This window comes from Methylobacterium sp. 001424705 (assembly GCF_059816145.1).
Map to the genome: position 1 here is coordinate 90,779 of NZ_JCBANU010000001.1, position 25,587 is coordinate 116,365.

Consider the following 25,587-nt stretch of genomic DNA (forward strand, 5'->3'; position numbering starts at 1 on the left):
AGATCCTTCAGCGGGCCGAGCGGATCGCGGTGCTCATGGCCGCGGCATCGGCATAGGGAAGCGGGACATAGCGCGCGCCCATCGCTTCGGCGAGGCGCCGCGCGGTCTCCTGCGGCCGCGCCGCGGTGTCGATGAGGATCGTCCGGATGGCGTCGGCCCTCAGGAGGCCGGCGGCGTTCAGGGCTTCGGCGCCGGCCGCGACCCGGCCGGGCGCCCCGGAGCGGGCGACGTTGGCGCGCCCGTCGGTGAGCACCACCACCACGGGGGTGCCGCCGCCGCGCCGGACGGCGCGGGCGAGGGTGCCGGCGGCGTCGAGGCCCGAGGCCAGCGGCGTGCCCCCGCCCCCGGGCAGGGCCGAGAGGCCGCGCCGGGCCCGCGCCAGGGCGCGGGTCGGGGCCAGGACGATCTCGGCCCCGGCGCCCCGGAACGCGACGAGGGCGACCTTGTCGCGCCTGACATAGGCCTCGGCCAGGAGCAGCTCGACGGCGCCCTTCGCCTCGGCCAGGCGCTCCAGGGCGGCCGAACCGGAGGCATCCACGGCGAAGATGGTGGTGGTCTCGCTGCGCTGGCGGAACCGCGTGATGCGAAAATCGTCGCTGCGCACCTGGATCAGGCGCGGGGCTCCCTCCGCACCGGAGCGCAGGCGCTGCCAGGGCGCGGCGGCCCGCAGGGTCGGCAGGAGGGCGAGGCGGCCGGTGCGGGGCGAGCCGGGCCGGGTGCCTGCCGGACGTCCGCTGCGCGGCGCCTGCATCACCGCACCGACGCGCCCGGCCTTCGGTGAGGGCGGCGCCGCACCGGCCTGGGCCAGGCGAGCGAGGAGATCCGGCGGAATTGCCGCGCGGGCGGCCTCGGCGAGGCTCTCGGCGCCCGGTTCGAGACCTTGATCGGACGACTCGGTCCCGTCCGATGCGGGCGACTCGGGCCGATCCGCCGGCGCCGCCTCCGCGTCCTCCGGGCTCGACGGCAGGCGCGTCGCGCGCGGGGCGAGGACGAGGCAGGCGGCCTCGCGAACGTCTCGCGCGCGAAGCGTCTTGTGCCCCGCCAGCAGGCGGGCGATCCGCAGGGCCAGCAGGGGCGCCCGAAGGGAGGCGATGCCGAGCGCGGCCGCGACCGCGCAGAGATCCGCGACCGCGGCGTCGGGTTCGAGGTCCGGGTCGTCCGGTTCCGGCTCGCCTTCGGTCGCCGCCCCTTGCGTGTCGCCCCAGGCGAGACCGGTCAGGTCGAGGCGGAAGGCCAGGCGATCGGCCAGGGCCTCGGGAACCGCGGCGTCGTCGCCCTCCCCCTCGTCGAGGAGGATGAGGCCGATCCGCGTGCGGGTCCGCGCCGCCAGTCCGTCGCGCTCGACGCGCACCTCGCCGGCATCCAGAGCGGCGGCGAGGCGAGCGGCGGTGCCGGAGGACAGGCGCTCCGCCATGGGCACCACCACGAGCCCGCCATCGGCCTCGGCCAGAAGGCCGGACTGGGCGACGGGCCGCCCCGCCGCCAGGGTCGCGGTGAGGTCGAGTCCCCCGAGGAGGCGGTCGTCGGCGATGCCCGCCGGCATCCGGCGGACGGGCCGGGCGGGTGCGAGTTCGCCTGCGAGACGGTCGAGCCAGAGGTCCCGCACCGGGCCGGCCCCGGCCCGGACGAGGACGCCGCCGCAGGCATGTGGGTCGCGGGCGACGAGGTGCGCCACGCGCAGGGCGACGGCCCAGGCGGGGCTCATTGGCCCAGGATGTCCTCCACGGCGCGGGCGACCCGCGCGGTGGAACCGGATTCGTCGAGGGGGTTGCGGCGCAGGCGGTGGCGCAGGGCCGAGGGGGCGATCCGGGCCAGGTGATCGAGGCCCACGGTCTCGGCGCCCTCGTAGGCGGCGAGCGCCCGGGCGGTGCGCATCAGCGTGAGTTCGCCGCGCAGGCCGTCGGTGCCGAGCGCCAGGCAGAGGCGCGCAGCGGCCTCCAGGGTGGCATCGGGCACGGCGAGGGCGGGAAGCAGGGCGCGGGCGGCGGTCAGCGCCTTGCGGATGGCGCGGTCGGCCTTGGCGTAGCCGGCGCAGAAGGCCGCCGGATCGCGCTCGTAGGCGTCGCGGCGGCGGACAACGTCGATGCGGGTCGGCAGGTCCGTGGGCGTCGAAACCTCGACGGCGAGGCCGAAGCGGTCGAGGAGCTGGGGCCGCAGCTCCCCCTCCTCCGGGTTGCCGCTGCCGACGAGGACGAAGCGGGCGGGATGGCGGATGCTGAGGCCCTCGCGCTCCACGGTGTTCACCCCGGAGGCGGCGACGTCGAGGAGGAGGTCGACGAGGTGGTCCTCCAGCAGGTTGACCTCGTCGATGTACAGGAAGCCGCGATTGGCCCGGGCGAGCAGGCCCGGCTCGAAGGCCTTCTCGCCGCGGGTCAGGGCGCGCTCCAGGTCGAGGGCGCCGACCACCCGGTCCTCGGTGGCGCCCAGCGGCAGGTCCACCACCGGCACCGGAACGGATTCGGCCCGCAGCACCGCCTGCTCGCGGCAGCGATGGCAGTGCTCGGCGGGCCGGCCGGGATCGCAGGCATAGGGGCAGCCGACCACCGCCGCCATCGGCGGCAGCAGGGCGGCAAGGCCCCGGATCGCCGTCGACTTGCCGGTGCCGCGGTCGCCGAACACCAGCACGCCGCCCACCGCCGGATCGACGGCCGCGATCAGCAGCGCCCGGCGCATCTCGTCCTGGCCGACGATGGCCGAGAAGGGGAAGGTCGGCGTGGCCGAGGCCGTTTGGGCCTGCGGCGCCTTGACCGGACCCGCGGCCCGGAGGATCGGCGGCGTCTCGCTCGAAGGCGTCGCGGAGACCGGTTTGAGGGACATCGCTCGGATCGATCCATTCACGATCATGGGCTTGATCTTCCTTGCGCGAGACCGTGTGCGGGGTCCCCTGCCCCCATGCGGGGTGCAGGGTTCGCGGGCGTCCTACTCGGCCGCCGCGCGCTGGACGCCCATCCGGCCCCAGATCGTGCTCAGCGCGCCGACGAGGTGGTCGATGTCGCCGTCGCAATGCAGGGGCGAGGGCGTGATCCGGAGGCGCTCGGTGCCGCGGGGCACGGTGGGGTAGTTGATCGGCTGGACGTAGATGCCGAACTCGTCGAGCAGGGTGTCGCTGATCGCCTTGCACAGCACGGGATCGCAGACCATCACCGGCACGATGTGGCTGTCGTTCGGCAGATAGGGGATGCCGGCGGCGTCGAGGCGGGTGCGCACCGCGGCGACCCGCTCCTGGTGCCGGGCCCGCTCGGCTCCGCTCGCCTTGAGGTGGCGGATGCTCGCCGCGGCCCCCGCCGCCACGGCGGGCGGCAGCGAGGTGGTGAAGATGAAGCCGGAGGCGAAGCTGCGCACGAAGTCGCAGAGCCTGGCCGAGCCGGTGATGTAGCCGCCATGGACCGCGAAGGCCTTGCCGAGCGTGCCCTCGATCACGTCGAGGCGGTGGGCGAGGCCGTCGCGCTCCGAGATGCCGCCGCCGCGCGCGCCGTAGAGGCCGACGGCGTGCACCTCGTCGAGGTAGGTGAGCGCGCCGTGCGCCTCGGCGACGTCACAGATCTCCGCGATCGGGGCGATGTCGCCGTCCATCGAGTAGACCGACTCGAAGGCCACGATCTTCGGGCGGCCCGGATCGACGAGGCGCAGCTTGCGGTCGAGATCCTCGGGGTCGTTGTGGCGGAAGATGTGGCGCTCGGCGCGGCTCGCCTTGATCCCCTCGATCATCGAGGCGTGGTTGCCGGCATCCGAGAAGATCGCGCAGCCGGGGAGCTGGCTCCCGAGGGTGCCCAACGCCGCCCAGTTCGAGACGTAGCCGGAGGTGAAGAGCAGTGCGGCCTCCTTGGCGTGGAGGTCGGCGAGCTCGCGCTCGAGGAGCACGTGGTAATGGTTGGTGCCCGAGATGTTGCGGGTGCCCCCGGCACCGGCGCCGCAGCGATCCAGGGCCTCGTGCATGGCGTCGAGCACGGCCGGGTTCTGGCCCATGCCGAGATAGTCGTTGGAGCACCAGACGGTGACGGGCCGCGTGCCGGCCGGCGTGTGGTGGGTGGCGTGCGGGAAGCGGCCCGCCTGCCGTTCGAGGTCGGTGAAGACGCGGTAGCGACCCTCGCGATGCAGGCCGGCCAAAGCAGAGCCGAAGATCTCTTCGTAGTTCATGCCCGTCCCCTTCCCTCGTTGCACGGCGGGTTTCGGCCCGCTCGCCCATCCTGCCGCCGCGGCGGCGTCGATCGAGCCGGTCCGCGCGCGCGGACCGGGAACCTGTTTCAGCGTCCCTCGGCCTCGGCGAGGCGGGGCTCGCCGACGCAAGGGCTTTCCCCGCGCGCGGCCGGGACGGGCGAGGACACCGGGCCGCCCCGGTCCGGTTTCGGCAGGCTCCACTGCCACAGAGCGGCCGAGGGCAGCGGCAGCATGAGGAAGCCGTGTTCCAGGGTGGCCAGCGCCATCAGGGTCGCCAGGATGCTGAGGCCGGCGACTTCGTGGGCGGTGATGCCCTCGGCCAGGGCCGCCAGCACCAGGGCGGCGGTGGCGAGGCCGGCCGCCGTCACCGAGACCGGGAACAGCGGGTTCATGGCGCGCACCCGCAGGTAGCTGCCGAGATAGGCGAGGTGCTCGGGCAGGAATTCGGCGTTGAGGTTGCGCACCCCGAGGAAGAGGTTCAGCCGGGCGGAGAGATTCATCCCCCACAGGACGAGGTAGGTCCACAGGGCGAAGAGGTTCGGCTGGCGCCAGGTCAGGACCAGGATCGCGAGGCCGCCGGCGACGATGGCCGCCTCGTGCCACAGGCTGGTGGCCGCCGCCGCGCGAAAGCGCCGGAAGCCCCGTGCGTCGGGCGGGCAGCCCTCCGCCCGGGGGCCGGAGACGTAACCCATGTAGTAGCTCATCTCCTGCCAGCCCCAGACCACCAGGGCCGCCGTGAAGGCGACGTATGCGCCGCCCGCGCTGGCATCGCCGGCCGAGGCGCCGATGGCCCACAGCGCCAGGGCGAGCACGCCCGTGCCCGCCGCCATGCTGACCCCGTGCGTCGCGCGCGGGCGGTGGTCGAGGAGCAGGATCAGGCCGGTGGAGAACCACCAGACCAGCACCGCATAGAGGGCGGGAAGCGCGTAGGCGGCCATCCTACCAGACCGGCTCGAGGCGGATCTCCGCCGGCATCGGGTTGTCGCGGGTCGGCAGGGCGTAGAGCCGGGCGAAGTTCACCGCCGAGGCGGCGACCCAGGCGCCCTGCTTGAGCTTGCCGAGGAAGCCGCCTTGCGCCTTGGCATCGGCGATCCCCACCGAGCAGGCGAGCAGCCGGTCGAGGGCCTGCTTGAAGCGCGGGTTGTCGAGGTCCAGCGTCAGCGGGAACGTCTGCTTCGAGATCTCCGAGGTGATCCGGAAGACCTGGAAGTCGTAATCGGTCGGATCGACCCCGAGGGCCTCATGGAAGGCCGGCCGGCAATGGTCGCGGACATACATGGTCGCGAAGACCGCCAGGAGGAAGAACTTGATCCAGTAGCGGTTGACACCGGAGGTCAGCTTCGGGTTGGCCCGCATCAGCAGGGCGAAGGCCTCGCCGTGGCGGAACTCGTCGTTGCACCACTTCTCGAACCACTTGAAGATCGGGTGGAAGCGGCGCTCGGGCCTGCGCTCCAGCTCGCGGAAGATGGTGATGTAGCGGGCGTAACCGATCTTCTCGGAGAGATAGGTGGCGTAGAAGATGAACTTCGGCCGGAAGAAGGTGTACTTCTTCGACTTGGTCAGGAAGCCCAGGTCCACGCCGATGCCGAAATCCTTCAGCACGTCATTGATGAACCCGGCGTGCCGCGCCTCGTCCCGGCTCATGAAGCCGAACAGCTCGCGGATGTCGGGGTTCTTGGCGCGCTTGCGCATCTCGGCATAGAGCACGCAGCCCGAGAACTCGGCGGTGATCGACGAGACCAGGAAGTCCATGAACTCCTTGCGCAGGGCCGGGTCGAGCCCGGACATGTCGCAGTCGAACTCCGAATTGCGGGTGAAGTGGCGCTTGTTCGGATCGGCGCGCAGCTCGGCGATGAGCTTGTTCCACTCGGCCCGGACGGGCTCGACGTCGGTGCGGTCGAGTTCCTCGAAGTTGGTCGTGTAGAAGCGCGGCGACAGGAACGTCGTCTCCTGCGCGGCCTTGGTGGCCTCGTTGAGGGGCAGTTTGGGCGCGGGAGCCTTGGGAACGGACTGCTGGATGGCTGCGGTCACAGGCGCCTCCTCTCGGAAAAGCTGACTTCGTAGAGTTCGGTGAGCTCGAGGTGGCCCGCGAGCTTGGTCCAGAGCCGCTCCAGGCGTCCGGCGCGGGTCACGGTGGCGGTCCGGCGCACCACGAGGCGTTCGCCGTAGGGCACCGAGGTGGGCGCGTCGTGCACCTGCACGGCGTCGCCGGGCTCGATCTCGAAGCTGGCGTCGAGGACCACGTGGGCGTGCAGGCTCTCGGGCGTCTGTTCGATCTCGACGGTGCAGGGGACGTCGACGGTGCGGCGTCCGTTCAGCCAGGCCATCATCGTGCGGCTCCGTCGTTCGGCATCAGGCGGGCGAAGGCGGCGAAGTTCGAGGGACCGAAGGCGCCGAAATCGACGCTGCGGCCGGTGAGCGCGTCGTCGAGCCGGAGGGAGCCGTCGTCGAAGCGCGTCAGGCGGAAGGGGACGTCGCGCGGCAGGCCGGCCCGGAGCCGCCCCTGCGCGAAGCCCCGCAGGGTGGCACGGATGAAGTTGTCCGCGCCCGGCCGGACGGTGGCGACGAGGTCGCCGTGCTCGGCATCCCGCAGGGTGATCGAGCCGTCCGCCGCGTCGTCGACCCGGAGGGCGAGGCTCTGGACGGGGCGCGCCGGCTCCATCCGGGTCAGGCCGATGCTCTCGACCCGGCCGACGGTCACGGCCACCACGACGAAGCCGAGGAGGAGGCCGACGCCGACAACGAGGGACCGCGAGGTACGGCCGGCGGTGCGTGCGAGGGGATGCGGGTTGGATCGGGTCATCGGATCAGCTCGCAGTGGCGAGGCGCGGGCCGGGCGCCACGCGCGGCCGCAGGATGACCGGGCCGGCCGTCTCCTCCGGCGCCGCGCGATGGGCCGCCAGCGCGCGGGCCAGGATCGCGGCCACCTCGCCGCCCTGCGCCACCGTGCGCAGCATCGGCTCGGGCCGGTTCACGTGCCAGGGCCGGGCATGGGGCCAGAGGTGGAGGTAGGCGACGCGGTTGCTCGGGCGAAGGCGCAGGGGCAGGTCGGCGCTGCCGTCGCCATAGAGGTGACAGCCGGCCGCCTCCACCAGGGCGAAGGGCAGGTTCAGGGTCATCGGCAGGGCGATGCCGATCCGCAGGACCACCCGGCGGTTGGTGATGGTGTAGGTGGTGGTGCGGGCCGAGAGCCAGCCGAGGAGGCCCAGGAGCAGGACCGCACCGGTGCCGATCGCCAGCGTGGGCAGGGCGAGCGACGTAGCCTCCCGCACCTGTCCGGCGAGGGCCGCCGGGAGCGCCGCCCACAGGGCCAGCCCGACGAACCAGAGGCCGACGAGGCGCAGATGCAGCGCCCGGAAGGCGATGCCGAAGCCGCAGGGGCGTCCCTGCCAGAGGATGTGCTCGCCGGCGGGCAGCGGTGCCGGCAGGCCGGGCGGCGCGTCGAAGGCGTTGGCGGGCAGGTGCGGCACGGGCCGCCTGATGGACCGGTTCACAGGATGGCCTCCTGCCGGGTGGGGGTCGCGTAGAGGGTGCCGCCGCCGTAGAACGCCATGATCCGCTCCTCCTCGTTGAGGGTGACCGAATCCGGATCCTTGGTGGTGGGGACGTCGGCGAACTGGTGCGCCAGCAGGGCTTCGCAGGTCACGCGCTGGGAGAACCGGCCGGTCCGGCAGAAGGTGGCGGGCATCAGCACCCGCCGGCCGCCGGCGCCGAGCTCGACCTCGTAGTAGCGCACCATGGATTCCCCGCGATCGACCCAGAGATCGCTCACGGTGCCGGCCACCTGCCGGTCGGCGCCGAACACCGACATGCCGATGGGGTTCGGGCCGAGTTCATGGACCACGAAGTGCTCCGCGACCCGCAGGGGCACGATGCGCTTCTCGCGATCCCAGGTCTCGTCGTGGCTGTCCTCGCGGTCGGCGTAGGAGCCGGGACCGATGGCGTCGTGCAGCCCATCCGTATCGGGCTCCAGCGGCGCGCCCGGCCAGACCTCGTGCTTGTGGCCGCGATAGGTCCAGGGGGTGCGCTCGCCGGTCTGGGGCGCGTGCTTCACGTGGCCGTTGGAGAGGAAGAAGGCCTTCGGCGACGGGATCAGGAACGGGTCCGGGGGCATCGCCCGGCCGCGGGCGGCCTCGGATTCGAGCGGGTAGCCCTCGCGGCGATCCTCGCGGCGCAGGTAGAAGACGAGGCCGGCGAAGAAGATCCAGAACGCGTAGAGGACCAGCTGCGCGACGTCGACGTAGCCCGTGATTTCACCTCTCGGCATGGCCGGTCTCCTTCAGGCTGAGCGAGGCAGGGATCGAGGAAGAGGCGTGCGGCTCTCGGGCCGGACGAGCGGGCCGATGGCCAGCAGCGTCGCGAACAGCAGCGCGATCTCAAGATGGTAGACGATGAGGTACCCGGTGGAGGGCAGGTTCAGCGCCTCGCCGAGCCGGCCGGTCTCGGCCAGATGCGCGCCGAGATCGCGCAGGATGCCGCTCGCCGCGATGGCGAGGCCGGCCGCGCTGGCCTGGACCGCGCCCCAGGCGCCGAGGGCGAGGCCCGTATCCTCCGGGCCGGCCTTGGCCATGGAAGCCGTCAGTGTCCCGTGAGCGAAGAGGCCGCCGCCGAGGCCGATCAGGGCGACGCCCACGGCGAAGAGCCGGGCGGAATCCAGGGGCGCGGCGAAGACCACCGCGGAGAAGGCCGCGATGCCCACGACCGCCCCGGAGGCCGCGACCCGGAAGGCGTCGCCGCCCCGGTCGAGCCAGCGCGCCGCGATCAGGAGCCCGAGGCCGCCGCCGGCGGCCAGCAGCGCGGTCAGGGCCGTGGTGGCGGCCACCGGCAGGTGCAGGATCTGGCCACCATAGGGCTCGAGCAGGATGTCCTGCATCGAGAAGGCAGCGGTGCCGAGCCCGGTGGCGACGAGGCGGCGGCGCGCCCGGCCCTTGCCGGCATAGAGGGCCCAGGAGTCCGAGAAGGTCGGCCGGGGCAGGTCACGCGCCGTGCGGGTGGGCGACCGGGGCTCCTGCTTCCAGAGGGCGATGCCGTTGAGCACGACGGTGAGGAGCGCAGCCCCCTGGATCACCTTGATGAGGCGCAGGGCCGAGAAATCCGCCAGCAGCAGCCCGAAGGCGATGGCGCTCACCACCATGCCGGCCAGCAGCATGACGCAGAGGAGCGCCACCACCCGCGGTCGCGCATGGGCCGGGGCGAGGTCGGTGGCCAGCGCCAGGCCCACGGTCTGGGTGGTGTGGAGGCCGGCGCCGACCATGACGAAGGCGAGCGCGGCGGCCACGTGGCCGGGCCAGGCCGGGCCGGTGGTGTCGCCCGACAGGATCAGCAGGGCGAAGGGCATGATGGCCAGCCCGCCGAACTGCAGCAACGTGCCGAACCAGATGTAGGGCACCCGGCGCCAGCCCAGGACCGAGCGGTGGGTGTCCGAGCGGAACCCGACGAGCGCCCGAAACGGCGCGAAGATCAGCGGCAGGGACAGCATCACGGCGACGATCCAGGCCGGCACCGCGAGTTCGACGATCATCACCCGGTTGAGGGTTCCGATGAGCAGCACCGCGGCCATGCCGACCGTGACCTGGAACAGGGCGAGCCGCAGCAGGCGCCCCATGGGCAGCTCCGCTGTCGCCGCGTCGGCGAAGGGCAGGAAGCCGGGACCGACGCGTTGCAGGGCGCGGGCCATGGAGGCGCCAAGGCGGGTCATGGCAGCCGCTGGAGTTCGAAGGCCTGGGACAGGTAGAACCCGCTGTTCACCCGGTGCGCGCGCGCGACCCGGACACCGGCCAGGGCCGGCTCCGCCGCCAGGCGACGGCGCAGGTCCGCCGCGCCGACGGGCACGATGGCGGGCGCCCGGTCGCCGCGCGGGAAGGCGCGGCCGGCCATGTGCATCAGCGTGAGAAGGGGCGTGCGCGGCGCGACGGTGAAGAGGATGCCGGCCTCGGTCCGGGCCGCCAGGGCCGCGAGCGCCTGCACGATGTCGGGCGTGGCGTAGTGGATCAGGGAATCCATCGCCACGACGTGGTCGAATCGGCCCAGCGCGGGGTCGAGCATGTCGCCGACCCGGAAGTCGATCCGCCCCGGGGCCGACAGGGTGGTGCGCTCCCGGGCGAGGCCGATCAGCGTCGGCGACACGTCGATGGCGACGACCTCGGCGCCGCGGCGCGCCGCCTCCAGGCTCAGGGCCCCGGTGCCGCAGCCGGCATCGAGGAGGCGCCGGCCCGTGAGGTCGTCGGGCAGCCAGGACAGGAGGTTGGCCCGCATGGCGTCGCGGCCGGCCCGCACCGTGGCGCGGATCTTCGAGACCGGCGCGTCCGAGGTCAGCCGGGCCCAGGCCTCGACCGCGGTGCGGTCGAAGTAGGTGGTGAGCTGGGAGCGGCGGGCGGCGTAGCTGTGCGAGGTCATGGTCCGGCGCCCGCTCAATCGAAGCCGAGGAATTCGAACAGGTCGCGGTCCTTCATGGGGATCGCGTTGAGCGGCTTGCCGCCGGCCCAGAGATGCGCCGCAAGACGCATGTACTCGGTGGTGACGGCTTCGAGTTCCGGCGTCGGCTCCATCTCGAACAGGGTCGACTTCTTGAGGCGCGAGCGCCGGACCACGTCGAGGTCGGGGAAGTGCGCGATGCGCTCGAGGCCCACGGCGGCATTGAAGCGGTCGATCTCGTCGGTCTTGGCCGAGCGGTTGGCGATGACCCCGCCGAGGCGCACCGGATAGTTCTTCGCCTTGGCGTGGATCGCGGCCACGATCCGGTTCATGGCGAATATCGAGTCGAAGTCGTTGGCGGTGACGATGAGGGCCTGGTCGGCGTGCTGGAGCGGCGAGGCGAAGCCGCCGCAGACCACGTCGCCGAGCACGTCGAAGATCACCACGTCGGTGTCCTCGAGGAGGTGGTGCTCCTTGAGGAGCTTCACCGTCTGGCCGACGACGTAGCCGCCGCAGCCGGTGCCCGCCGGCGGGCCGCCGGCCTCGACGCACATGACGCCGTTGTAGCCCTCGGCCACGAAATCCTCGATGCGCAGCTCCTCGGAGTGGAACTGCACGGCCTCCAGGGCATCGATCACGGTCGGGGCCAGGCGCTTCGTCAGCGTGAAGGTCGAATCGTGCTTGGGGTCGCAGCCGATCTGCAGCACGCGCTTGCCGAGCTTGGAGAACGCCACCGACAGGTTCGACGAAGTGGTCGACTTGCCGATGCCGCCCTTGCCGTAGACCGCGAACACCTTGGCGGTGCCGATCTTGAGGTTCGGGTCGAGCTCGACCTGGACGCTGCCCTCGGGCTGGCGCGCGGTGACGGGATTGCGGATGGCGATGTTCATGCGGCGACCCCTGCGGTGATGCCTTCGACGCGGTCCTCGAGTTCCTCCTCGGCGCGGTCGAGCGCGTCGCGCGTCTCCGCGTCGGGGGTCCAGAAGCCGCGCTGGTGCGCCTCGATCAGCCGGTGAGCCACCTTGGCCGAAGCGGTCGGGTTGAGGGCCGCCATGCGCGCGCGCATGGCGGGGTCGAGGACGTAGGTCTCGGTGATGCGCTGGTAGACCCAGGGGGCGACGCCGTTGGTGGTAGCCGACCAGCCCAGGGTGTTGGTGAGGTGCGCCTCGATCTGGCGCACGCCCTCGTAGCCGTGGCCGAGCATGCCCTCGGTCCATTTCGGGTTGAGCATCCGGGTGCGGGTCTCCAGGGAGACCTGCTCCGTCAGGGTCCGGACCACGCCTTCGCCGCGGGTCTGGTCGCTGATGAAGATCGGCACCGCCGCGCCGCGGGCTTCGGCGACGGCGCGGCCCATGCCGCCGAGACCGTCGAAGTAGTGGTCCACCGAGGTGACGCCGACCTCGACCGAATCGAGGTTCTGGTAGGCGAGATCGACGGTGGCCAGCACGGCCCCCATCAGGGCGCGCTGGGCGGTGGGCACGCCGGTGCGGCCGTAGGCGAAGGATTTGCGCCGCGCGAAGGTCTCCGAGATCTCGTCGGCTTCTTCCCAACGACCGGATTCGACGAGCTGGTTGACGTTGGCGCCGTAGGTGCCCTCCGCGTTGGAGAACACCCGCAGGGCCGCGGTCTCGAGGTCGATCCCGTGCTCGGCCCGGAGCGCCAGGGCGTGCTTGCGCACGAAGTTCCGGTCGGACGGCTCGTCGGCGGTGGCGGCGAGATAGGAGGCTTCGGCCAGGAGCTTGGTCTGGAGCGGCAGCAGATCGCGGAAGATGCCCGACAGGGTCACGACCACGTCGATGCGCGGGCGACCCAGGGTTTCGAGGGGGATCAGAATGGCGCCGCAGAGGCGGCCGTAGCCGTCGAAGCGCGGGGCCGCGCCGATCAGCGCCAGGGCCTGGGCGATGGGACCGCCCTCGCTCTTCAGGTTGTCGGTGCCCCAGAGCACGAGGGCGATGCTCTCGGGCAGCGCCGCGCCCTCGTCGCGGTAGCGGGCCAGGAGACGCGCGGCCTGCCGGGCGCCGTCCGCGAGGGCGAAGGCCGAGGGCAGGCGGTAGGGGTCGAAGCCGTGCAGGTTGCGGCCCGTGGGCAGGATGTCCGGGTTGCGCAGGAGGTCCCCGCCGGCGACCGGGGCGATGAAGCGGCCGTCGAGGGCGGCGAGGAGGCCCCGGATCTCGTGATCCCGTGACAACAGGAGATCGGTCTCGCGCAAGGACGCGAAGGCGGCGCGGTTCGCATCGGAGGGGCCGAGACCGCCCTGCGCCAGGGCGGCGTCGATGGCCGCGCCGGCCACCAGGGCCTGGAGGCCGGCACGGGTGGGCACGAGGCCGTGGCTGGCCTCCGCCAGGGCGAGGAGGATGTCGGTCCGCTCCTCCGGCGGCGTCGCCTGCCCGACCACGTGGAGGCCGTGCGGGATCAGGGTGTGCTCCAGTTCATGGAGTGCCGTGCCGAGGCCGTGGACGTGGCCGGCGAGATCGGCGGTCCAGGCGGGCTCGGCGGCGACGAGGTCGAGGCCGGCGCCCTGGGCCTGGATCAGCTCGGCGAGATCGCGGCGCTCGCCCACCGCCTCCGGCTCCAGGCCGCGCCAGCGTTCGATCGAGGCCTTGAGGTCGATCAGGCCGCGATAGAGTCCGGCCTGGGCTAGGCTCGGGGTCAGGTAGCTCACCAGGGTCGCGGCCGAGCGGCGCTTGGCCAGCAGGCCCTCGGACGGGTTGTTGGCGGCGTAGAGATAGATGTGGGGCAGCGCGCCGATCAGCCGCTCGGGCCAGCAGGCGCCGGACAGGCCGGTCTGCTTGCCGGGCATGAATTCCAACGCCCCGTGGGTGCCGAAATGCAGGACCGCGTCGGCGCGGAAATCCTCGCGCAGGTAGCGGTAGAAGGCCGAGAAGGCGTGGGTCGGGGCGAAGCCGCGCTCGAACAGCAGCCGCATCGGGTCGCCCTCGTAGCCGAAGCCCGGCTGGACGCCGACGAAGACGTTGCCGAACTGCGCGCCGAGTACGAAGATCTGCGAGCCGTTGCTGTTCTGGCGGCCGGGGGCCGGCCCCCACTGCGCCTCGATCTCGGCGAGGTGGCGCTCGCGGCGGACATGGTCGTCGGCCGGGATGCGGTGGTGGACGTTGGCGGGCGTGCCGAACCGGGTGGCGTTGCCGTCGAGCACCGCCCCGCGCAGGGCTTCCACGCTCTCGGGCAGATCGACCGCGTAACCCTCGGCCTTCAGGGCCGCGAGGGTGTTGTGGAGGGAGTGGTAGACCGACAGGAAGGCGGCAGTGCCGATGCTGCCGGCGTTGGGCGGGAAGCCGAACAGCACCACGGCGACCCGGCGCTCGGCCCGCGCCTTGCGGCGCAGGACCACGAGGCGCTCGATGCGGGCGGCGAGCATGTCGGCGCGCTCGGGATGCACGACCATGTCGCGGGCGCTGGCGCCGAGGGAGCGGCTGGAGCGTCCGCCGAACACCATCGGACTGGTCGCGCCGTCGAGCTCGGGGATCGCCACCATCATGGTGGCCTCCACCGGCGACAGGCCCCGGTCGGAGGCCTCCCACTGCTCCAGGGTCTGGAACTCGAGGGCGTGGGCCGCGAGGTAGGGCACGTCGAGGTCGGCGAGGAGCGCCTGGGCCCCGGCGGCGTCGTTGTAGGCCGGGCCGCCCACCAGGGAGAAGCCGGTGAGCGAGACCAGCGCGTCGATGGTCGGGCGCCCGTCGTGCCGGAAGAACGCATCGATGGACGGGCGGTTGTCGAGGCCGCTGGCGAAGGCTGGCACGACGCTGAGCCCCCGCGCCTCCAGGGCGGCGATGACGCCGTCGTAATGCGCCGTGTTTCCGGCCAGCACGTAGGAGCGCATGACGAGGAGGCCGACGCGGCCCTTCAGGGCGCCGGCGGGTGCGGGCACCTTCGCCCCGTCCTCACCGATCCGGCCGGCCATGCGCGGATGATACAGCCCGGTCTCGGGGTAGCTGAGCGGCGCCGGCGCGGCGGCGATTCGGCGCCAGCCCTCGCGCGGGCCGGCGGCGTAGCGGCCGACCAGGAAGCGCACGAGGTTGGCGATGTTCTCGTCCGAGCCCGAGAGCCAGTATTGCAGGGTGAGGAAATAGGCCCGGACGTCCTGGGCCGAACCGGGAATGAACCGCAGGATCTTGGGCAGCTTGCGGATCATCGCCATCTGGCGGGCGCCGTTGCCCTGGGCGCCGGGCTTGCCGCGCAGCTTCTTCAGGAAATCGAGGGCGCCGCGCTTGGTGCTGTCCATGTCGAAGCGGTTGAGGCGGGTGGTCTTCACCACCTCGCTCGCCGACAGGCAGCCGATCATGGCGTCGCAATGCGGGCGCCGGGCCAGCAGGGACGGCAGGATCGCCCGGACGTGCTCGTCCATGAACAGCATGGTGGAGAGGACGATGTCGGCGCGGGCGATGTCGGCCTTGCAGGCCTCCAGGGCGGTGGCGTCGGTGTCCCAGGCGGCGGCCGCGTGGAAGTCCAGGGTGAGGCCCGGCAGGTCGCGGGCGAGCCGTTGGCGGGCGCGCTCCAGCGCGCTCGCCACGTGGTTGTCCATCGTCACGAGGACGACCCGGAGCGCCGGGCGCTCAGCGTCCGAAATGCGCTTTGGCATCGTACAATGTCTCGACGGTGATGAGCGGCAGGGCACGTTCCCGTGCGAAGCGCTCGGTGTTCGCGCGGGCCTTGCCCCGCACGAAGAACGGGATCTTCTTCAGTTCCTTCTCGGCATCGGTCGCCCAGGTCAGGAGAATCGGTTCTGCGGCCACAGAAGGTGCCGGGGCGACCGGCTGCGGCGCAGCGACGCCGTGCCGGGGCAGGTGCGAGGGCGCGGCGGCACCGTGGAACTCGGCATCCTCGCGGAACATGCCGAGCAGGTGTTCCTCCAGGCCCATCATCAGCGGGTGGACCCAGGTGTCGAACAGGACGTTGGCGCCTTCGAACCCCATCTGCGGCGAGTGGCGCGCGGGGAAGTCCTGGACGTGGATCGGCGCCGAGATCACCGCGCAGGGCAACCCGAGGCGCTTGGCGATGTGCCGCTCCATCTGGGTGCCGAGCACGAGCTCCGGTCCCGCGGCCTGGATCGCGGCCTCGACGTCGAGGTAATCGTCGGTGATCGTGGCCTCGATGCCGTGGAGCGCCGCCTCGGCCCGGACCTCGCGGGCCAATTCGCGGGTGTAAGTGCCCAGGCCCACCACCTTGAAGCCGAGTTCCGTGGCGGCGACGCGGGCGGCGGCCAGCGCGTGGGTGGCGTCGCCGAAGATGAAGACCCGCTTGTCGGTGAGGTAGGTCGAATCGACCGAGCGCGAATACCAGGGCAGGCGCGAGGGGGCGCTGGCGAGGACGGGGGCGGGATCGACGCCCGCGGCGGCGGCCACCGCCTCAACGAAGCGGATGGTGGCCTGGACGCCGATCGGCACGATCTCGACCATCGGCTGGCCGAAGGTCTTCTGCAGGTGCAGGCCGGCGGCGCGGGCGATCTCGGGATAGAGCACGACGTTGAAGTCTGCCGCGCCGAGGCGTCCGAGATCGGCCGGCGTCGCGCCGAGGGGCGCGACCACGTTCAGGTCGATGCCGAGCGCCCCGAGGATCTTGGTGATCTCGACGAGGTCGTCGCGGTGGCGGAAGCCCAGCGCCGTGGGGCCGAGGATGTTGCAGAGGGGGCGGCGCCCGTCGCGCGCGCTCGGCGTGCCGCCGGCCAGCGCCCGGACGAGGCGGTAGAGGGTCTCCGAGGCGCCCCAGTTCTCCTTCTTCTGGTACGCCGGAAGCTCCAGGGAGATGACCGGGATCGGCAGGTCGAGGGCGCGGGCGAGGCCGCCCGGGTCGTCCTGGATCAGCTCGGCGGTGCAGGAGGCCCCGACGATCATCGCCTGCGGCTGAAAGCGCGCGTAGGCCTCTCCCACGGCGTTCTGGAAGATCGCGGCGGTGTCGGCGCCGAGATCGCGGGCCTGGAAGGTCGTGTAGGTTACCGGCGGGCGGGCGTCGCGCCGCTCGATCATGGTGAAGAGCAGGTCGGCATAGGTGTCGCCCTGCGGCGCGTGCAGCACGTAGTGCAGGCCCTGCATGGCGGTGGCGATCCGCATGGCGCCGATATGCGGCGGTCCCTCGTAGGTCCAGAGCGTGAGCTGCATCGCCTCAGACCTCCAGCCGGGCGCGGCGCTTCAGCGGGCGCGCAAACAGTTCGGCGAGGTCTCCGGCCTGGTCGTAGCCCTGGATCGGGGTGAACAGCAGCTCGATCGACCACTTGGTCGCCAGCCCTTCCGCCTCCAGCGGGTTGGCGAGGCCGAGGCCGCAGACCGTGAGGTCGGGCTTTTCCGACCGGCAGCGATCCATCTGCGCGTCGAGGCTCTGACCCTCCACCACCTTCGTGCCGGCCGGCAGCAGCGCCAGTTCCGGCGCATGGTGCTGGCGATGGAGGTAGGGCGTGCCGACCTCGATCAGCGCCGCCCCCATCTCGCGCGACAGGAAGCGGGCGAGCGGCAGTTCGAGCTGCGAATCGGGAAAGAAGAACACCCGCTTTCCGGCGAGGCGCTCCCGGTAGAGATCGAGGGCGACGGCGGCGCGGGCTCGACCCGGGGCGGTGACGCGGGCGAATCGCTCGGCCGGGACGTCGAAGGCCTCCGCGGCGGCAGCGAGCCAGCCTGTCGTGCCCTCCGCCCCGAGGGGGAACGGCGCCGGGAGCCGCTTCGCACCCCGGGCCTCGAGGGCGCGGGCGGTCTCGGCCAGGAAGGGCTGGGCGAGGAGGAAGCGGGTGTTGGGCCCGACCGCCGGCAGCGCCCCGGCGCGGCGCGCGGGCAGGAAGGCCACGTCGGCGAGGCCGAGATCCGTGAAGAGGCGGGCGAACTGGTCCTCGACCACGTCGGCCAGGGCGCCGACCACCAGGAGCGCGGGCGCCCCGGTCTCCGCGGCGCGGGGCATCTCGGGGACGAGGGCGGCGAGGCAGGCATCCTCCCCTTGCGTGAAGGTGGTCTCGATGCCGCTGCCCGAGTAGCTCAGCACCCGCACGTCGGGGTGGAAGCTGCGGGACAGGCGCTGGGCCGCCCGCGACAGGTCGAGCTTGATCACCTCCGAGGGGCACGAGCCCACGAGGAACAGCAGGCGGATGTCGGGGCGGCGCTCGATCAGGCGGGCGACCACCCGGTCGAGCTCCTCGTTGGCGTCGACGAGGCCGGCGAGGTCGCGCTCGTCGAGGATCGCGGTGGCGAAGCGCGGCTCGGCGAAGATCATCACCCCGGCGGCGGACTGGATGAGGTGGGCGCAGGTGCGCGAGCCGACCACGAGGAAGAAGGCGTCCTGGATCTTGCGGTGCAGCCAGACGATGCCGGTCAATCCACAGAACACCGCGCGCTGGCCGCGCTCCTGGCGGATGTCGCAGCCCGTCTCCAGGGCGGGAAGCGGCGCGTGGGCGTTCATCGCGCCGCCTCCGCGACGAGGCGGGACGGCCGCGTGTGGAGCCGGGCGGCGCGCAGCTTCAGCACGAATTGCGCAGCGTTGACGGCGTAGGAGGCGTAGGCGGCCAGGGCGAGGCCCATCAGGCCGGCGGTGTCGAGGGCGCCGGCGGCCAGCGCTACGAGGTAGGCGGTGTGCAGGGCCAGCACGAGCATGCTGACCATGTCCTCCCAGTAGAAGGCTGGGGCGAAGAGGTAGCGGCCGAAGACGGCCTTCTCCCAGATCGAGCCCGTGACCATGATCGCGTAGAGCACAAGGGTCTTCACCACCACGGACGCGTTGGCGGCGGTCGCGCCTTCACCTGTCCACAGGGTGCGCAGGACGAGGCCCAGACTCACGGCGAACACGAGGAATTGAAGGGGGGCCAGAACCCCCTGGACCAGGGTCCAGCGGGTGGCGTCGCGACGGGCGCGCTGATCGGCGTCGTAGAGAGGTCGTCTGGGCCTGTCCGCACTCCGGATCATGCTGTCCGCCCCCCTGTGGAGACCCCTTGCGACCAGGTCGCCGGGCCTCGTTGAAGGGGAGGTTAGGAAGGCGGTCCCGATGTGTCAAGCCAGCTTTACGTCAAAAGAGAATGACAGATTGAATGCAAAATAGTTACAGGGTGCGTATTGATAAAGTCAGTTTCGGGCGTATCGTGCGACTTCATTGCAGAGGCCGGCCAAGCTGGCCCTCCCCGGCGCCGGGGTACTGAGGCGCGTGCTCAGACGTCCCGGAATTCGACGCGCAAGATCGAACCGACAGTAAAGCCGTCAGCCACATTGGGAGGGACCAATGGATGATGTGAGTCAGTTCGGTGATCGCTTGCGCTACGAACCATCCAGCCGGGATGTCGCGGACCTGTGCGAATCCCGCATCAGCGCCCAGCTCGCAGTCTTCGGACATGCGATCCGGCTGCAACGGGATCTGGCGCGCGTCGTCGAATCCGAGATCATTCCACGCCTGATGCTGGCGCACCGGATCGAGCCGGCCCCGGAGCCGACGGACGTGCTGCCGAGCGAGGAGCAGATCGCGGCCTTCACGGCCCTCATGCTCGACCCGGCCGGCGACGATGTGGAGGGCCGGCTCGCCGAACTCCTGGCGACCGGCCTTGGGACCGACAGCCTCCTCCTCGACCTCCTCGCACCGACGGCCCGCCACCTCGGCACCCTGTGGGAGGAGGACCTCTGCGACTTCGTCGAGGTGACCCGCGCCATGGGGCGGCTGCAGCGAATCATGCGCGAGATCACGAGCCGCTTTCGCAGCGAGCCCGTGGCCCCCGCCGTGAACCGGAAGATCCTGCTGCTGCCCTGTCCGGGAGATTCCCACAGGTTTGGCCTCACCCTGGTGGAGCAGTTCTTTCGGGAAGCCGGCTGGTCGGTGACCTCGACGATCACGCAGCCGGAGACGGACAGCCTCCGCTGCATCCAGGAGGAGTGGTTCGACGTCGTGGGACTGTCCCTCGCCTCCGAGACCCTGCTTCCGACGATGACCGAGACCGTGGCGGCCTTGCGCCGGAATTCTCGGAACGAAGCGCTGCGGGTCCTCGTTGGGGGTCCGGCGTTCGCCGCCAATCCGGACAGCTTCCGGCGCGTCGGGGCCGACGCGAGCGCCGGCGACGCCCGCACGGCCCTGTCCGTTGCCGAATGCTTGCTTGATCTGCCGGTCAGACCCTGCTGAAAGACAGTTTCAATCGACACAGCCTCCCTCCCTGATCCGACCTGCCCGACCACATCCCGACGTGGTGATCCGTGACCAGCCTGGCGCTTCCTGCCGCGAGCCATACGCTCGCGGCGCTTCAAAAGTCACTCGGCCCTCTCGACGCGCAGGCGGCAGGATTGCTGGTGGCTGCCGCGACGGACCTGTCCCTGGTCATCGACGGTGACGGCGTCGTCCGGGAAGCGACGTTCGGCAGCGCCGATCTCGCGGACGAGGGCTGCGAAGCCTGGCTGGGTCGGCCGTGGGTCGACACGGTCACGGTGGAGAGTCGCCCGAAGATCGCCGCGCTCCTCAAGGATGCCGCGCCCGGCGCCGTCACGCGCTGGCGCCAGGTGAACCACGTCTCGCCCACCGGCACCGACCTGCCCGTGCGCTACGCCGCCATGCGGTTGGCCAAGGACGGCCAGATCCTCGTCCTCGGGCGGAACCTGCGTGCCATGGCCTCGCTGCAGCGGACCCTGGCCGAGACGCAGCAGGCGCTGGAGCGCGACTACCTGCGCATGCGCGGCGCCGAGACCCGGTACCGCCTGCTGTTCCAGCTCGGCTCCGAGCCCGTCCTCGTGGTCGATGCAGCGACCCGCCGGGTGACCGAGGTGAATCCCGCCGCCTCCCGGCTGATCGGGCGGGCCGAGAAGCGCATCGTCGGCCAGGATGCGGTCGACCTGTTCGACGGCTCCTGTGTCCGCGACCTCGAATCGCTTTTCGCCGGCCTGCGGATGACCGGGCAGGCGGCCGACCTGGAGGCGAGGCTCGGGCATGGACGCGGCGCCGTGCGCGTCGCCGCCTCGCTGTTCCGCCAGGAGAACGCTACCAGCATCCTGCTGCGGCTGGCCTCCCCCGAACCCCTGGAGACGAGCGCGGCCCGTACGGGCGCCGGCGCGCTCGACGTCCTGCGCAATCTGCCCGAAGGCTTCGTGGTCACCGACCCCGCCCGCCGGGTGCTCACCGCAAATCCCGCCTTCCTGGACCTTGTGCAGCTCGCCACGGAGGAGCAGGTTCGCGGTCAGCCCCTCGACAGCTGGATCGGGCGGGAGGAATCGGAGGCCGCCGCCCTGTTCGCGACGCTGTCGCAGCATGGCTCCGTCCGCCACTTCCCCACGCAGGTCCGCGGGGCTTACGGCAGCGTCGAGGATGTCGAGATCGCCGCCGTCTCGGTCCCCGGCGGCAGCCAGCCCTGCATCGGCTTCACCCTCCGTGCGACGCCCCGGCGCGCCGCGGCCGTGGCCGGCGGGCGCGAGCTGCCCCGCTCCGTCGAGCAGATGACGGAGCTCGTCGGGCGCGTCTCGATGAAGAACCTCGTGCGCGAATCCACCGATCTGATCGAGCGCCTGTGCATCGAGGCCGCTCTGCGCATCACCCGCGACAACCGGGCCTCGGCCGCCGAGATGCTGGGCCTTAGCCGCCAGGGCCTCTATGCCAAGATGCACCGCTACGGCATCGGCGATCTCGAAGGCCGCGACGCCCCCGACGAAGCCTGACCTGCGGCGGAGAGCCGGTCGTCACGAACGTCTGACCGGGCGACCGGATGCGGCGTCGCCGGGGCCCGACCTCACGACAATGTTGTAAATCAAACTTGACACTCAGGTATGTAAAACTCTAGCGTCGTCGATATGGCAACGCCTGCACCCAGCGCCCTCATCGAGCTTCTGAAGCCGATCACATGGTTCGCGCCGATGTGGGCCTTCACCTGCGGAGTGGTCTCCTCCGGCGCTTCGCCCACCGGGCAATGGCCGGTGATCGCCGCGGGGGTGATCCTGGCCGGCCCCCTCGTCTGCGCCACTTCACAGGCGGTGAACGACTGGTACGATCGCCACGTCGACGCCATCAACGAGCCGCAGCGGCCGATCCCCTCGGGTCGGATGCCCGGGCGCTGGGGTCTCTACGTCGCCGCGGGCTGGACCGTCCTGTCCCTCGTCGTGGCCACCGCCCTCGGTCCCTGGATTCTCGGCGCCGCCCTGTTCGGCCTCGTGCTGGCCTGGATCTACAGCGCCCCGCCCCTGCGCCTGAAGCGCAACGGCTGGTGGGGCAATTCGGCGGTGGCGATCTGCTACGAAGGGTTGCCCTGGTTCACCGGAGCGGCGGTGATGGCCGCGTCGGTGCCGGACCACCGGGTCCTGCTGGTCGCCCTGCTCTACTCGGTCGGTGCCCACGGCATCATGACCCTCAACGACTTCAAGTCGGTGGAGGGCGACGGCCGGACCGGCATCCGCTCCCTGCCCGTGCAGCTCGGAACGCTCGGGGCCGCCCGTCTCGCCTGCCTCGTCATGGCCGTCCCCCAGGTGGCCGTCATCCTCGGCCTGTTCGCCTGGGACCGGCCCTGGCACGGAACGGTCATCGGCCTCCTGCTGCTCGGTCAGTTCATCCTGATGCGCCGCCTCCTGGCCGCACCCCGCGAGCGGGCCGCCTGGTACAACGGCACCGGCACCACCCTCTACGTGCTCGGCATGCTGGTGGCGGCCTTCGCCCTCCGGCCCCTGGTCCAGGGAGGTCCATGATGCCGAACCCGACCTTCGGCTGGCTCGCCATCGTCCGGCTCGGCCTCGTGCAGACGGCCCTCGGCGCCGTCGTGGTCCTGATGACCTCGACCATCAACCGCGTGATGGTGGTGGAACTCGCCCTGCCGGCCATCGTGCCGGGCGGCCTCATCGCCCTGCACTACGCCGTCCAGGTCCTGCGCCCGCGCTGGGGCTACAGCTCGGATCGCACCGGCCGGCGCACGCCCTGGATCGTGGGCGGCATGGCGGCTCTGGCCCTCGGCGGGTTCGGCGCGGCTGTCGCCACCGCCCTTGCCGAGACGCACCAGGCCGCGGGCCTCGCCCTGGCGGTGGTGTCCTTCCTCACGGTCGGGATGGGCGCGGGGGCCGCCGGGACCTCGCTCCTCGTGCTCCTCGCCACCGGCGTCGACGCCCGCCGGCGCGGAGCCGCCGCCACCGTCGTCTGGGTCATGATGATCGCGGGCTTCGCCATCACGGCGCCGCTGGCCGGGCACTTCCTCGATCCCTTCTCGGGCGACCGCTTGATCGCCGTATCCGGCACGGTCTCGCTCCTCGCCTTCGCGATGGCGGCCCTGGCGCTGCGCGGCGTCGAGCCGGCAAAAGGGCCGTCCGGCGGCACCGAGGCGGCGGAGAAGCGTCCGTTCCGCGAGGTGCTGGCGCGGGTCTGGGCCGAGCCGGAATCCCGGCGCTTCACGATCTTCATCTTCATGGCGATGCTGGCCTACAGCGCGCAGGAACTCATCCTCGAACCCTTCGCCGGCCTCGTCTTCGCGATGACGCCCGGGGTGACCACCAAGCTCGCGGGCCTGCAGCACGGCGGCGTGCTCGCCGGCATGCTGACCGTGGCGGGCCTCACCATGGGCCTCGGCGGTCCGGTGCTCGGGTCCCTGAAGGTCTGGACCACGCTGGGCTGCCTCGGCTCGGCCCTCGCCCTCCTGGCCATCGCGGCGGGTGGCCTGGCGGGCGCCGACTTCCCCTTGCGGGTGCCGGTCTTCGCCCTCGGCCTGTTCAACGGCATCTTCGCCGTAGCGGCCATCGGCTCGATGATGGCGCTGGCCGGGGCCGGCGGCGAGGCCGAGCGCGGCACGCGGATGGGCGTCTGGGGCGCGGCCCAGGGCGTGGCCTTCGGAGCCGGCGGATTCCTCGGCACCGTCGCGGTGGACCTGGCCCGCCTCGTCACGCCGCGCGTGGTCGACGCCTATGCCAGCGTGTTCGCCGCCGAGGCGCTGCTCTTCGTTCTCGCCGCCGCCCTGGCCCTGCGCATCGCCCATGCTCCCATGACCCAAGCCCCAGCAACCCAGGTGCCGCGGGGCCGGCGTCTTCAATCGTCGTTCGAGACATCGCTATCCACGAGGTGAGATCATGGCGGCCGACCGGGACACCGACCTCGAAACCTACGATGTGGTGGTTGTGGGCGGTGGCCCGGCGGGGGCCACCGCGGCCACCGACCTGGCCCGCAGCGGGCGTCGCGTGCTGCTCCTCGACAAGCCCGGACGGATCAAGCCCTGTGGCGGCGCCATTCCGCCGCGCCTGATCCGCGATTTCGCCATCCCCGACCATCTCCTCGTTGCCCGCATCCGCTCGGCCCGGATGGTCTCGCCCCGGGACAAGCGCGTGGACATGCCGATCGGCGACGGCTTCGTCGGCATGGTCGACCGGGCCGACTTCGATCCCTGGCTGCGGGAGCGGGCCGCCGCAGCGGGCGCGGTGCTCCGGCCCGCCACCTTCCGGCACATCGAGCGCGACGCGGAGGGGGTCGCCGTGCACTATCTCCAGGACGGCTTTCCCCGCGCCGCCCGGGCGCGCCTCGTCATCGGTGCCGACGGGGCGAGTTCGGCGGTGGGCCGCGCCGAGATCCCCGGCCACGCCGCCATGCGGCAGGTTTTCGCCTATCACGAGATCGTCCGCCTGCCCGAGGGGGATGCGCACGACGTCGAGGCCACGCGCTGCGACGTCTATTACCAGGGCAAGCTCTCGCCGGACTTCTACGCCTGGGTGTTCCCGCACGGCGACACGGTGAGCATCGGCACCGGGAGTGCCCGCAAGGGCTTCTCCCTGCGGGGCGCCATCCGGGCCCTGCGCGCCTCCACCGGCCTCGAGGCGGGCGAGACCGTCCGCCGCGAGGGCGCCCCCCTGCCCCTGAAGCCCCTGCGCCGCTGGGACAACGGCCGCGACGTCCTCCTCACCGGGGACGCGGCCGGCATCGTCGCGCCGGCCTCCGGCGAGGGCATCTACTACGCCATGCTCGGCGGGCGCCTCGCCGCCGAGGCGGGCCAAGCCTTCCTCGCCACGGGGCAGGCCCGGGCCCTCGCGGGCGCGCGCCGCAACTTCATGCGGCTGCACGGACGCGTCTTCCTGATCCTGCGGATCATGCAGGCGGTCTGGTATCGCAACGACGGCCTGCGCGAGCGCTTCGTGTCGATCTGCCGGGATCGCGACGTGCAGCAGCTGACCTGGGATTCCTACATGAACAAGGAGCTGGTCCGGGCCAAGCCCGCGGCCCATGCGCGAATCTTCTTCAAGGATCTCGCGCACCTGTTCCGCTGGGTCTCGCCGTGAATCCCGCCATGGCTCTCGACGGGGCGAGCGGCTGGGCGCCGGCCGGAATCGCCGCCGTCACGGCGATCCTGGTGGCGCTGGCGGGTGGCCTCCTGACCACGACCGGGCCCTGGTACCAGGCCCTCAGGCGCCCCGCGTGGAAGCCGCCGGACTGGGCCTTCGGCCCGGTCTGGACCACGATCTTCACGCTGACGGCGATCTCGGCGGTGCTCGCCTGGAACGCCGATGCGAGCCCGGCGGCCCAGGCGGCCCTGGTGGCCGCCTACGCTGTCAACGCCGTGCTGAACATCGCCTGGAGCGGCCTGTTCTTCCGCCTGCGCCGGCCGGACTGGGCCTTCGTCGAGGTGCTGTTCCTGTGGCTGTCGATCGCGGTGCTGATCATCGTCACAGGGCGCGTGCACGGGATGGCTGCCCTTCTCCTGCTGCCCTACCTCCTCTGGGTCGGGATCGCCGCCTGCCTGAACCGGGCGATCGTCCGCCTCAACGGTCCGTTTCGGAGCGCGTGAGCGATGGAGGCCTTTCTCGCCAGCGGTCACCTCGTGGACGCCATCCTGCTCCTCGTGGCCATCGAGGCGTTGGGGCTGATCCTGTGGAGCCGTCGGGCGCAGGGCGTCTGGCCGCTCGCGCTCCTGTGCAATCTGACCGCCGGCGCGGCCCTGATGCTGGCGCTGCGCGGCGCCCTGACCGGTGCCGGCTGGCCCGTGATCGCCGGATGCCTCGCCGGGGCCGGGCTGGCGCACCTCACCGAGATGGCGCTGCGCCTCGGCCTCCTCGCCCCGCCCATCCGCCTTCGCGATCCCCACGACACGCCCATCTGATCACCCCCCCGACA

23 protein-coding genes are annotated in these 25,587 nt (G+C 71.9%); 7 read left to right on the plus strand and 16 right to left on the minus strand.

All coding sequences use genetic code 11. The features are described 5' to 3' along the window. Nucleotides 1–7 precede the first annotated feature (7 nt). From AC6EUL_RS00440 to bchF, 16 genes are all read right to left on the minus strand, one after another. On the minus strand, nucleotides 8–1,705 hold the full coding sequence (locus AC6EUL_RS00440; RefSeq protein ID WP_499868213.1) for a magnesium chelatase subunit D: 1,698 nt from the start codon (nucleotides 1,703–1,705) through the stop codon (nucleotides 8–10). Further along, nucleotides 1,702–2,673 (minus strand): magnesium chelatase ATPase subunit I, encoded by a 972-nt coding sequence (gene bchI, locus AC6EUL_RS00445; protein ID WP_499868602.1) that lies wholly within the window; start codon nucleotides 2,671–2,673, stop codon nucleotides 1,702–1,704. The genes AC6EUL_RS00440 and bchI overlap by 4 nt, the downstream gene beginning before the upstream one ends. A 246-nt stretch (nucleotides 2,674–2,919) precedes the next feature. Beyond that, nucleotides 2,920–4,137, minus strand: coding sequence for a 5-aminolevulinate synthase (gene hemA, locus AC6EUL_RS00450; RefSeq protein ID WP_499868215.1), 1,218 nt, complete (start codon nucleotides 4,135–4,137; stop codon nucleotides 2,920–2,922). A gap of 107 nt (nucleotides 4,138–4,244) precedes the next feature. Continuing rightward, entirely contained in the window at nucleotides 4,245–5,096 is an 852-nt protein-coding gene (puhE, locus tag AC6EUL_RS00455) for a putative photosynthetic complex assembly protein PuhE (RefSeq protein WP_499868217.1), read from the minus strand. A 1-nt stretch (nucleotide 5,097) separates the two neighbouring features. Further along, nucleotides 5,098–6,141, minus strand: a complete 1,044-nt coding sequence (acsF, locus tag AC6EUL_RS00460) for a magnesium-protoporphyrin IX monomethyl ester (oxidative) cyclase (protein WP_200917666.1) — start codon at nucleotides 6,139–6,141, stop codon at nucleotides 5,098–5,100. A 44-nt stretch (nucleotides 6,142–6,185) separates the two neighbouring features. Further along, nucleotides 6,186–6,485 (minus strand): O2-dependent cyclase accessory protein, encoded by a 300-nt coding sequence (locus tag AC6EUL_RS00465; protein WP_056219521.1) that lies wholly within the window; start codon nucleotides 6,483–6,485, stop codon nucleotides 6,186–6,188. Next, on the minus strand, nucleotides 6,485–6,961 hold the full coding sequence (gene puhC, locus AC6EUL_RS00470; protein ID WP_499868219.1) for a photosynthetic complex assembly protein PuhC: 477 nt from the start codon (nucleotides 6,959–6,961) through the stop codon (nucleotides 6,485–6,487). The genes AC6EUL_RS00465 and puhC overlap by 1 nt, the downstream gene beginning before the upstream one ends. A gap of 4 nt (nucleotides 6,962–6,965) precedes the next feature. Next, nucleotides 6,966–7,619, minus strand: coding sequence for a photosynthetic complex putative assembly protein PuhB (gene puhB, locus AC6EUL_RS00475; protein WP_499868605.1), 654 nt, complete (start codon nucleotides 7,617–7,619; stop codon nucleotides 6,966–6,968). A gap of 29 nt (nucleotides 7,620–7,648) precedes the next feature. Continuing rightward, nucleotides 7,649–8,425: a photosynthetic reaction center subunit H gene (gene puhA, locus AC6EUL_RS00480; RefSeq protein WP_056273189.1), complete on the minus strand. Its 777-nt coding sequence runs from the start codon at nucleotides 8,423–8,425 to the stop codon at nucleotides 7,649–7,651. Between the two features lie 12 nt (nucleotides 8,426–8,437). Continuing rightward, nucleotides 8,438–9,856, minus strand: coding sequence for an MFS transporter (locus AC6EUL_RS00485; protein ID WP_056273192.1), 1,419 nt, complete (start codon nucleotides 9,854–9,856; stop codon nucleotides 8,438–8,440). After that, on the minus strand, nucleotides 9,853–10,554 hold the full coding sequence (bchM, locus tag AC6EUL_RS00490) for a magnesium protoporphyrin IX methyltransferase (protein ID WP_056490516.1): 702 nt from the start codon (nucleotides 10,552–10,554) through the stop codon (nucleotides 9,853–9,855). The genes AC6EUL_RS00485 and bchM overlap by 4 nt, the downstream gene beginning before the upstream one ends. 14 nt (nucleotides 10,555–10,568) lie before the next feature. Next, on the minus strand, nucleotides 10,569–11,462 hold the full coding sequence (gene bchL, locus AC6EUL_RS00495) for a ferredoxin:protochlorophyllide reductase (ATP-dependent) iron-sulfur ATP-binding protein (RefSeq protein WP_056219099.1): 894 nt from the start codon (nucleotides 11,460–11,462) through the stop codon (nucleotides 10,569–10,571). After that, complete coding sequence (locus tag AC6EUL_RS00500; RefSeq protein ID WP_499868223.1) at nucleotides 11,459–15,169, minus strand: magnesium chelatase subunit H; 3,711 nt, start codon at nucleotides 15,167–15,169, stop codon at nucleotides 11,459–11,461. Before AC6EUL_RS00500 ends, bchL begins: the two co-directional genes overlap by 4 nt. Then, nucleotides 15,144–16,685 carry a ferredoxin:protochlorophyllide reductase (ATP-dependent) subunit B gene (bchB, locus tag AC6EUL_RS00505; RefSeq protein WP_499868225.1) on the minus strand — a complete coding sequence of 514 codons (1,542 nt, stop codon included), beginning with the start codon at nucleotides 16,683–16,685 and terminating at the stop codon, nucleotides 15,144–15,146. The genes AC6EUL_RS00500 and bchB overlap by 26 nt, the downstream gene beginning before the upstream one ends. A 4-nt stretch (nucleotides 16,686–16,689) precedes the next feature. Beyond that, nucleotides 16,690–17,967: a ferredoxin:protochlorophyllide reductase (ATP-dependent) subunit N gene (locus AC6EUL_RS00510; RefSeq protein WP_499868227.1), complete on the minus strand. Its 1,278-nt coding sequence runs from the start codon at nucleotides 17,965–17,967 to the stop codon at nucleotides 16,690–16,692. Continuing rightward, nucleotides 17,964–18,467 carry a 2-vinyl bacteriochlorophyllide hydratase gene (bchF, locus tag AC6EUL_RS00515; protein ID WP_056273211.1) on the minus strand — a complete coding sequence of 168 codons (504 nt, stop codon included), beginning with the start codon at nucleotides 18,465–18,467 and terminating at the stop codon, nucleotides 17,964–17,966. The genes AC6EUL_RS00510 and bchF overlap by 4 nt, the downstream gene beginning before the upstream one ends. Before the next feature lie 310 nt (nucleotides 18,468–18,777). On the opposite strand from bchF, the gene AC6EUL_RS00520 reads away from it, so the two are divergent. From AC6EUL_RS00520 to AC6EUL_RS00550, 7 genes are all read left to right on the plus strand, one after another. After that, complete coding sequence (locus AC6EUL_RS00520; RefSeq protein ID WP_499868229.1) at nucleotides 18,778–19,662, plus strand: cobalamin B12-binding domain-containing protein; 885 nt, start codon at nucleotides 18,778–18,780, stop codon at nucleotides 19,660–19,662. Nucleotides 19,663–19,733: 71 nt separating this feature from the next. Next, complete coding sequence (gene ppsR, locus AC6EUL_RS00525) at nucleotides 19,734–21,179, plus strand: transcriptional regulator PpsR (protein WP_499868231.1); 1,446 nt, start codon at nucleotides 19,734–19,736, stop codon at nucleotides 21,177–21,179. Nucleotides 21,180–21,311: 132 nt separating this feature from the next. After that, on the plus strand, nucleotides 21,312–22,196 hold the full coding sequence (chlG, locus tag AC6EUL_RS00530; RefSeq protein WP_056273219.1) for a chlorophyll synthase ChlG: 885 nt from the start codon (nucleotides 21,312–21,314) through the stop codon (nucleotides 22,194–22,196). Then, nucleotides 22,193–23,554 carry a BCD family MFS transporter gene (locus tag AC6EUL_RS00535; protein WP_499868233.1) on the plus strand — a complete coding sequence of 454 codons (1,362 nt, stop codon included), beginning with the start codon at nucleotides 22,193–22,195 and terminating at the stop codon, nucleotides 23,552–23,554. The genes chlG and AC6EUL_RS00535 overlap by 4 nt, the downstream gene beginning before the upstream one ends. A 4-nt stretch (nucleotides 23,555–23,558) precedes the next feature. Next, nucleotides 23,559–24,755, plus strand: coding sequence for a geranylgeranyl diphosphate reductase (locus tag AC6EUL_RS00540; protein WP_056219070.1), 1,197 nt, complete (start codon nucleotides 23,559–23,561; stop codon nucleotides 24,753–24,755). Between the two features lie 8 nt (nucleotides 24,756–24,763). Then, the gene (locus AC6EUL_RS00545) at nucleotides 24,764–25,261 is read left to right on the plus strand and encodes a TspO/MBR family protein (RefSeq protein ID WP_499868234.1); all 498 of its coding nucleotides are present in this window, start codon (nucleotides 24,764–24,766) and stop codon (nucleotides 25,259–25,261) included. Between the two features lie 3 nt (nucleotides 25,262–25,264). After that, nucleotides 25,265–25,573, plus strand: coding sequence for a hypothetical protein (locus tag AC6EUL_RS00550; protein WP_499868236.1), 309 nt, complete (start codon nucleotides 25,265–25,267; stop codon nucleotides 25,571–25,573). Nucleotides 25,574–25,587 lie beyond the last annotated feature (14 nt).

What these genes read in the sequence shown, in the direction of transcription:
- AC6EUL_RS00440 (WP_499868213.1), bottom strand. Translation starts at nt 1,705, where the DNA reads ATGAGCCCCGCCTGGGCCGTCGCCCTGCGCGTGGCGCACCTCGTCGCC.
- bchI (WP_499868602.1), bottom strand. Translation starts at nt 2,673, where the DNA reads ATGCGCCGGGCGCTGCTGATCGCGGCCGTCGATCCGGCGGTGGGCGGC.
- hemA (WP_499868215.1), bottom strand. Translation starts at nt 4,137, where the DNA reads ATGAACTACGAAGAGATCTTCGGCTCTGCTTTGGCCGGCCTGCATCGC.
- puhE (WP_499868217.1), bottom strand. Translation starts at nt 5,096, where the DNA reads ATGGCCGCCTACGCGCTTCCCGCCCTCTATGCGGTGCTGGTCTGGTGG.
- AC6EUL_RS00465 (WP_056219521.1), bottom strand. Translation starts at nt 6,485, where the DNA reads ATGGCCTGGCTGAACGGACGCCGCACCGTCGACGTCCCCTGCACCGTC.
- puhC (WP_499868219.1), bottom strand. Translation starts at nt 6,961, where the DNA reads ATGACCCGATCCAACCCGCATCCCCTCGCACGCACCGCCGGCCGTACC.
- puhA (WP_056273189.1), bottom strand. Translation starts at nt 8,425, where the DNA reads ATGCCGAGAGGTGAAATCACGGGCTACGTCGACGTCGCGCAGCTGGTC.
- AC6EUL_RS00485 (WP_056273192.1), bottom strand. Translation starts at nt 9,856, where the DNA reads ATGACCCGCCTTGGCGCCTCCATGGCCCGCGCCCTGCAACGCGTCGGT.
- bchM (WP_056490516.1), bottom strand. Translation starts at nt 10,554, where the DNA reads ATGACCTCGCACAGCTACGCCGCCCGCCGCTCCCAGCTCACCACCTAC.
- bchL (WP_056219099.1), bottom strand. Translation starts at nt 11,462, where the DNA reads ATGAACATCGCCATCCGCAATCCCGTCACCGCGCGCCAGCCCGAGGGC.
- AC6EUL_RS00500 (WP_499868223.1), bottom strand. Translation starts at nt 15,169, where the DNA reads ATGCCAAAGCGCATTTCGGACGCTGAGCGCCCGGCGCTCCGGGTCGTC.
- bchB (WP_499868225.1), bottom strand. Translation starts at nt 16,685, where the DNA reads ATGCAGCTCACGCTCTGGACCTACGAGGGACCGCCGCATATCGGCGCC.
- AC6EUL_RS00510 (WP_499868227.1), bottom strand. Translation starts at nt 17,967, where the DNA reads ATGAACGCCCACGCGCCGCTTCCCGCCCTGGAGACGGGCTGCGACATC.
- bchF (WP_056273211.1), bottom strand. Translation starts at nt 18,467, where the DNA reads ATGATCCGGAGTGCGGACAGGCCCAGACGACCTCTCTACGACGCCGAT.
- AC6EUL_RS00520 (WP_499868229.1), top strand. Translation starts at nt 18,778, where the DNA reads ATGGATGATGTGAGTCAGTTCGGTGATCGCTTGCGCTACGAACCATCC.
- chlG (WP_056273219.1), top strand. Translation starts at nt 21,312, where the DNA reads ATGGCAACGCCTGCACCCAGCGCCCTCATCGAGCTTCTGAAGCCGATC.
- AC6EUL_RS00535 (WP_499868233.1), top strand. Translation starts at nt 22,193, where the DNA reads ATGATGCCGAACCCGACCTTCGGCTGGCTCGCCATCGTCCGGCTCGGC.
- AC6EUL_RS00540 (WP_056219070.1), top strand. Translation starts at nt 23,559, where the DNA reads ATGGCGGCCGACCGGGACACCGACCTCGAAACCTACGATGTGGTGGTT.
- AC6EUL_RS00545 (WP_499868234.1), top strand. Translation starts at nt 24,764, where the DNA reads ATGGCTCTCGACGGGGCGAGCGGCTGGGCGCCGGCCGGAATCGCCGCC.
- AC6EUL_RS00550 (WP_499868236.1), top strand. Translation starts at nt 25,265, where the DNA reads ATGGAGGCCTTTCTCGCCAGCGGTCACCTCGTGGACGCCATCCTGCTC.